The organism is Lentzea sp. NPDC054927, from assembly GCF_053610285.1.
In genome coordinates, this window is sequence record NZ_JBSGXZ010000029.1 from 112333 (window position 1) to 119310 (window position 6978).

Below are 6978 nucleotides of genomic sequence, written 5' to 3' on the forward strand. Positions count from 1 at the left end.
TCCTCGCCCAGGCGAGCGACCTCGCGAGCGGCCTGCTCTCCGCACTGCCGGTCTAAAGGCCTGCGGGGGCGTTCGTCGTGAACGGCGAACGCCCCAAGGTCTCACCAGCGCGGCAGATCCGGCCCGCTGGTGGTGATGCCGGCGAACAGATCGGTCTCCGGCAGCGGCGCGTCGGTCGTGTCGAGCGCACGGAAGTAGTGCTCCTCCAAGCCGAACGCCCCGTGCACCTGCTGACTGGCGTGACACCGCAACGCCTGCCGCTTCACGTCCACGACCTCGCTGATGTCGATCGTGGTCGACCCGTCCTTGGCCGTGAGGTAGAGCTTGGCCGGGATGCCCGTGCGGTACACGGCGAGCTTGGCCATCCGGATCACGTGCATGTGGTCGCGGTGCGAGCTGTAGTGGGTGACCACGACCTGAGGCAGATAGTGCTCGATCAGAGCGGCGAGCCGGCCGGCCGCGGTCTCCACCGGAATCGTGCAGAGCCCGCCCTGCGGCACCTCACCGAGGTGCCCGGAGTCGTGATATCCCAGCAGTTCGAGGTCCGAGATGCCCAACGCGTCACAAGCCGCGTGCAACTCGGCCCTCCGATGCGCCGCCACGGCCTTGGGGTGATGCCCGACCTCGCCAGGCGTGGCACCGCTCAACGCGTCGTCGAACTCGCCGTTGGTGCACGTCACCACCACGGTCCTGGCACCTTGCCTGGCGTAGCGGGCGAGCATGCCCCCGGTCGTGGTCGACTCGTCGCCGGGGTGGGCGTGAACGGCCAGCAATGTTCTCGGTCCGTCGAACTGCACGCGGGCGAACGTACCCGGAAACTATTCTGCGGCGCGTGACCGACTTGCCGTCCGGCCTGAAGCCGCTCGAACTGGCCCACCACGTCCGCTCCCAGATCGAACGCGGCCACGCGTATGCGCGGGCCCGGAAGCATCGGTTCCGCTGGAAGTCCGTTGTGGTCAGGCTGACGACGCTGGTGCTGTCGGCGGCCTCGACGATCATCCTGGGGCTGCAGAACCTGGACCCGTGGACCGGCACGGCGTTCTCACTCGTCGCGGTGGTGACCGTGGTGTCCGCTTTGGAGCCGTTTTTCGCGTGGCGGTCGCTGTGGGTGCTGATGGAGGAGGCCAGCTACCAGTTCCACCGGCTGGAGGACGATCTTTCGTACTACATCGCGTCTACGCCGGTTGATGAGGTGGAGGTGGAGCGGGTCCGGGAGATGTTCGAGAGGTACCAGGCGATTTGGGATTCGCTGAGTTCGCGGTGGCTGAAGCACCGTGACAACGCCTAGCCCCCACAGCACGCCGCTCAGCTGAACAGGAAGATGGCCCGGCCGGACCGGTGGTGCCGCCTGGTGCGCCGGTGCCCGCGGAACCCTCCCGTGTTGTTCGGGAGAGGTTCCGCGGGCACCTGCACTGTCCCTTGCGGAGTACCGGGGGCTAAGGAGTGCCCGCGGCCTTGCCCTTGGCGTCCGGCGCGTTCGGGTCCAGCAGGAAGTTGTCCTGCCAGACGGCCCACTTGTAGCCGACGCCGTTCGCGGTCACGTAGGCCGCGCCCCAGCCGCTGCCGGTGAAGCGGTTGTTGATGGACTTCATGTTGCGGCCGTACTGGTTGCCGTGGCTCGACTCGAGGCCGAGCTGGTAGCCGCCGCCCTCCAGCAGGTTGCCTTCGACGGTGACGTTGTCGATGTCGCCGCCGTAGGTCTGGATGAACAGGGCGCCCGTGTCCTGGCCGGTGGAGCAGTCGATGCGGTTGTTGCGGAAGGTCAGGGTGCGGCCGGCGTTGCGGTCCAGCGGGAAGTCGCGGACGGTGGCGCCGTCGTTGTGCGCGTCACCGGCGGTGCGCAGGCCGCGGACGTAGTTGCCCTCGGCGAGGCCGTTGAGGGAGCTGCCGGTGTTGTAGAAGCAGATGCCGGAGCCCATGCCGCTGATGTAGTTGCGCTGCAGGGTGCCTACGCCCAGGAAGGCGCAGGACTTCGCGATCGTCGACGCGGAGAGCTTCGAGCCGTCGATGTTCGAGTCGCGGATGGTCACCGGGGCGCCGGTGACCTGGCAGGAGTTGCTGCCGCACGGGCCGTTGGTGGTGACCAGCGGGGCGGCTTCGTCGAGGCGGTTGGGGCGGATGCACGACTTCTCGATCGTGATGTTGCCCGCGAAGAGCGTCAGGGACTGCTCGATGCGCTTGCCCGAGATCACCGTGCCCGCGCCGGGGGAACCGGGGCCGGTGTAGACGGGCAGGGAGTCGCAGTTCAGGCCGTGCGCGGCCAGGCCGGTGTTGCCCTGGGTGAGTTTCCAGCCCGGGGAACCGGCCGGCGCGGGGGTGCCGGGGTTCGGCGGCTTCACCGGGCCGTTGGTGGCGGACTTGGTCGTGGAGCTGGTGGGTGCCGCCGAGCTGCTGCTCGGGGCGGCGGAACTGCTGGACGTGCTGGTCGAGGTGGCGCTGGTGCTCTCGGCTACCGGTGTCGGCTGGGCCGCCTTGGTTGGGGAACAGGCGGCCAGCGTGATGACACCACCGGTCAGCAGCACGGCCAATCTCAATTTCACGGCTGGTTCTACCTCCACGCGCGCTCACGACGGGGGACCGTGAACCGCTCGTTAATTGTGTCGTCGGCCGTTGCGGAATGTGTACAAAACTCGTGCGACGGAGTCGTACGGGGGCCGTTGAACGGTCAGCACACTGCACGGACGGACGGGAGGAGTCAAGCGGATCTCCTTGTGCCCCAAGGTCATCTTCCTGCCGGTAGGGAATACTCCATCCGTGTGAGCAGGTAGATCACGGTTTTATCACCGAGCCATATGATTCTTTGATGTGTGAGATCAGCGACCCAGGAATGTCGCGCGGCCGGGACCGTCCGTGAGGAAGCTGTGCACAGCGCGTGGCAGGTCCTCGGTTTCGAACAACGCCGACGCGATGGTGGTGACGTGAGCGTCCGCCTGCGGGACGCCGCCGTTCTCGAAATGTGCGAGCACCTGTTTGGTCGCAAAGTGTGCCTGCGTTGGGCCGACTGCGAGAGACAAAGCGAACTGTTCGGCCGCCAGCGCGAAACCTTCGTCAGGGAACACGCGGTTGACGACGTTCCAGCGCTCGAGGGTCGCCGCGTCGTAGAGGTCGCCGGTCATCACGAACTCCTTCGCGCGACCCACGCCCGCGCGAGCGGCCAGGCGTTGCGTGCCGCCCATCGTCGGCGTGAGGCCCACGACCTTCTCCACCAGCCCGAAGCGCGCGCTCTCGGCGGCGAGGATCAGGTCACACGCCACCGCCAGCTCGAACGCCCAGGTCAGGCACAGGGCGTGCGCGGCGAAGACGGTCGGGATCGGCAGCGAGGCGAGGCGTTGGGGGAGCAGCAGCATGCGGTCGAACAACGCCTGTGCGTCCTCGCGGTACTCCTGGGCCGCGAACAGCGACACGTCGACACCGCCGGACACGACTCGTCCGGTGGCGTTGACGAGCAACGCCCGTGCGTCGCCCAGTTCGTCCAACGCGTCGTGGAACTCGGCGTCGAGGTCCAGCGCGTAGAGGTTCAACGGCGGGGCGTCGATCGTGATGATCGCGAGCTCGTTCTGACGGGTCAGGTGGATCTTCATCGGAAAGCGGTCCTCACAGCCAGTCGCGACGCTTGAACATGACGTACAGGATGTAGGAGAGGCCGAAGATGCCCAGCGTGGCCACCCAGAAGCCCCATCTCTGCTCATAGCCGGGGTAAGGGACGTTCATGCCGTAGAAGCCCGAGATCGCGGTGGGCACGGCGATGATCGCGGCCCAGCTGGTGACCTTCTTCATGATCGAGTTCAGCCGGTTGCCCTGCACGGCGACCTCGGCCTCGCGCAGGTTCGTGACCAGCTCGCGCATCGACTCGGTCAGCTCGGTGGTGAACAGCGCGTGGTCCTTGACGTCCAGGTAGTACGGCATCATCACGTCGTCCACGACGTCGTGCTCGCGGTGCACCAGCGAGCCCAGCACCTCGCGCATCGGCAACGCGACCCGCCGCAGCTGCACCAGAGCCCGCCGCAGCTGCAGGGCCCTGCGCCCGACGTGAGGCTTCTCCTGGTAGATGCGGTCCTCCAGCGCCTCGATGTCGTCGTCGAGCTGCTGGGCCGCCGCGTAGTGGCCGTCCACGACGTCGTCGAGCAGGCCGTGCAACAGGAAACCGACACCGCTGTCCGCCAGCGTGGGCGCGGCGTCCCAGCGGCGCTGCATGCCCGCGAGGTCGTACGACTCGTTCTCCCGGACGGTCACCAACGCGTTCTTGGTGACGAAGACGTCGACCTCACACGTTTTGATCTCGTGGTCGCCATATGAGACGGCGTACACGCTCAGGAACAGGTGGGTGGGATAACGGTCGACCTTGGGGCGCTGGCGTTCGGCCATGGCGTCCTCGATCGCGAGCTCGTGCAGTCCCAGCTCGTCGCGCAGCAGACCTATCTCGGTTTCCGATGGTGCGCAAAGGTCGAACCACACGACCGCGGACGGATCTTCGAGGTGGCGCGCGACGTCGGAGACCGGGAAGTCGCGGTCCACGAGTTCGCCGTTGCGGTACAAGCGGGTCCGGCCCATGGGCGACAACGATACGTAGATCTACTCAGATGTGAGGATTGACGCCCAACTCCCGCTACCCTCGATCCGGTGAAGGTGGACCAACCACAACGCATAGGCGACTACCTGCTCTTGGGCAGGCTTGGTCGTGGTGCCATGGGAACGGTCTACCTGGGGCAAGGCAGCGACGGACGCCAGGTCGCCGTCAAGGTGGCCCGTGCGGAGCTCGCCGACGACCCCCGTTTCCGCGAGCGGTTCCGCCGCGAGGTGCAGATGGCCCGCGCGGTCGGCAGCGCCGGCACGGCGGCGGTCGTGGACGCGGACACCCGCGCGGCGCGACCGTGGATGGCCACGGAGTACGTGCCCGGCCCCACGCTGCAGGAGGCGATCGAACGGCACGGCCCGCTGCCGGAACACCACCTGCGCCGGCTGGCCGAGGGCCTCGCCGACGCCCTCACCGCGATCCACCGCGCCGGGCTGGTGCACCGCGACCTCAAGCCGTCCAACGTGCTCCTCGGCGCCGACGGGCCGCGCGTGATCGACTTCGGCATCTCGCGCGCGATGGAGCACACCGCGCTGACCGAGACCGGCATGGTCTTCGGCACGCCGGGCTTCCTCTCGCCCGAGCAGATCACCGGCCAGGACGTCAACGCGCCGTCCGACGTCTTCGCGCTCGGCGCCGTGCTGGTCTACGCGGCGACGGGCAAGGGCCCGTTCGGCGAGGGCCCGACGGCGACGCTGCTGTACAAGGCCGCACACGGCGAACCGGACATCGAAGGGGTGCCCAAGGCGCTGCGGCCGCTGGTGCAGAAGTGCATGCACCGCGACCCGGCCAAGCGCCCGGAACCGGCCGAGGTGACGCGCCTGCTCTCGCAGGTCGTCACGCCGAAGCCGCCGACCTCGAAGCTGCCCGCACCGATGACCCCGGCCGCGGCGACGTTCTCCACGTCGCGGGTCGTGCCGGTCGCGTGGGGCATCACCAACCTCGCCGCCGCGCTGCTGGCCGCCGCGATCGCCGACCCGGCCGCCAAGGCCAACGGCGCCACGCAGCTGCTCGCCCTGGCCGCGTTCTGCGTCCTGGTCGTGCGGGCGGCGCGGTACTTCGGTGCCGCCGCACGCCGCAAGGTCGTGATCGAGATCAGCCGCGAGGGCATCGCGACCACGCGCAACGGCAAGTTCCACCAGTACTGGTGGTACGAGCTCGCACGGGTGCGCGTCGTGCCGCACAAGAAACGGCCGTGGGTCGTCGTCTGGCTGAAGGACCCGGCACCGCGCCGCTTCTTCGGCGCGCATCACGGCGGTGTGCGGGTGTTCCCGATCGCCCACGAACGGACCAGGCGGCGGCGCGAGCGTGATGTCGCCGAGCTGCGCGCCGCCCTGGCCTGGTACCTGCCGCGGTCCTACGACGGTCGCTGAGCGACCCAGTCGTAGGTGATGGCGATGGACAGCTTTCCTCCGCCGGACACCACCATCGGGTCCTCCGCGCCGGAGACCTTGCCGGTCGCGGGATCGATGGTGAACTCGGTCTTGCCGCCCTCCACCGACACCTTCCCGTTGTCCCAGCGGATCTCGGGAGACTCGGCGAGCATGCGGTAGATCGCCGCCTTCTCCTTGTTCGTGGTGAACGGGGACAGCAGCGCGTACGAGGAGCGGAACAGCTTGTCCGCCGCGGTCGTGGCGTTCGGTGGCAGCGTGAGGCTCTCCTCCTGGCACGGGGCGGCCGCGCAGAACGTCAACCACAGCACGGGGCCGCGGCTCCCGTCGACGAGGACGTCGAGCGGTGCCTGCTCGCCCGCGATCGCGCGCCGCTCGCCGGTGGGCCTGCGGTAGATCACCACGGTCTCGCCCTTGCCGACGGGCATCCAGGCGTCGTACTGGAACTGGACGTCCGTGATCCCCCAGCCGTCCCTGCCGTCGATCTGCTGCCAGAGCACGTACTTGACGTGCTGGAACCCCGAGGTCGGCTGCTCCGCGGTCTCCAGCATGGTCGCCGCCTCCAGCAACGACCTGGCGGGCACGACCGGCAACGTGGCGGGCGCGTCCCGTGACTCGGGCCGCAGCGTCACCACGAGACCGGTGATCATCACCACCGCGACGGCCGCGGCCGCGATGCCGACCCAGCGCCGTGACCGGGACCGGGGCTTCTCGGTGAAGAGTTGCTCGCGCAACCGGGCGAGCCGCACGTCGTCGGCGCCCCGCACCGGGTAGAGCTCCGCGAGGTCGTCGTCCAGCACGTCACGCATGTTCCACTTCCTTCAGCTTGGCGCGCAGGCGGTGCAGCCGGGAGCGTGCGGTGCCGGGGTTCAGGTCGAGGGCCTCCGCGGCCTCCTGCACGCTCAGACCGGCCAGCGACACCAGCAGCAGCAGGTCGCGGTCGGTGCTGTGCATCTTGGCCAGCGCGCCGGCGATCCGCCGCAGGTGCGAGCGGGCGTCGATGCGGGCGACCAC

General features: G+C 68.7%; 8 protein-coding genes. 2 read left to right on the top strand and 6 right to left on the bottom strand.

Annotation, left to right across the window (positions count from 1 at the left end; all coding sequences use genetic code 11):
• Window positions 1–101 precede the first annotated feature (101 nt).
• Window positions 102–797 (bottom strand): PIG-L deacetylase family protein, encoded by a 696-nt coding sequence (locus tag ACWGE0_RS30745; protein WP_452264393.1) that lies wholly within the window; start codon window positions 795–797, stop codon window positions 102–104.
• Between the two features lie 35 nt (window positions 798–832).
• On the opposite strand from ACWGE0_RS30745, the gene ACWGE0_RS30750 reads away from it, so the two are divergent.
• Window positions 833–1288, top strand: coding sequence for an SLATT domain-containing protein (locus tag ACWGE0_RS30750; protein WP_452264394.1), 456 nt, complete (start codon window positions 833–835; stop codon window positions 1286–1288).
• Window positions 1289–1436: 148 nt separating this feature from the next.
• On the opposite strand, the gene ACWGE0_RS30755 is transcribed toward ACWGE0_RS30750, so the two are convergent.
• From ACWGE0_RS30755 to ACWGE0_RS30765, 3 genes are all read right to left on the bottom strand, one after another.
• Complete coding sequence (locus ACWGE0_RS30755) at window positions 1437–2540, bottom strand: hypothetical protein (RefSeq protein WP_452264395.1); 1104 nt, start codon at window positions 2538–2540, stop codon at window positions 1437–1439.
• Between the two features lie 273 nt (window positions 2541–2813).
• Complete coding sequence (locus tag ACWGE0_RS30760) at window positions 2814–3581, bottom strand: enoyl-CoA hydratase/isomerase family protein (protein WP_452264396.1); 768 nt, start codon at window positions 3579–3581, stop codon at window positions 2814–2816.
• A 13-nt stretch (window positions 3582–3594) separates the two neighbouring features.
• Window positions 3595–4551: a magnesium transporter CorA family protein gene (locus tag ACWGE0_RS30765; RefSeq protein WP_452264397.1), complete on the bottom strand. Its 957-nt coding sequence runs from the start codon at window positions 4549–4551 to the stop codon at window positions 3595–3597.
• A 69-nt stretch (window positions 4552–4620) separates the two neighbouring features.
• Between ACWGE0_RS30765 and ACWGE0_RS30770 the strand changes: the two genes are divergently transcribed.
• The gene (locus ACWGE0_RS30770; RefSeq protein WP_452264398.1) at window positions 4621–5946 is read left to right on the top strand and encodes a serine/threonine-protein kinase; all 1326 of its coding nucleotides are present in this window, start codon (window positions 4621–4623) and stop codon (window positions 5944–5946) included.
• Here ACWGE0_RS30770 and ACWGE0_RS30775 read toward each other — a convergent pair.
• A complete protein-coding gene (locus tag ACWGE0_RS30775; protein ID WP_452264399.1) occupies window positions 5931–6773 on the bottom strand; it encodes a hypothetical protein in 843 nt (280 codons plus the stop codon). The genes ACWGE0_RS30770 and ACWGE0_RS30775 overlap by 16 nt on opposite strands.
• Window positions 6766–6978: sigma factor-like helix-turn-helix DNA-binding protein (locus tag ACWGE0_RS30780; RefSeq protein ID WP_452264400.1), on the bottom strand; the 213-nt coding region annotated here is incomplete at its 5' end. The genes ACWGE0_RS30780 and ACWGE0_RS30775, both read right to left, overlap by 8 nt.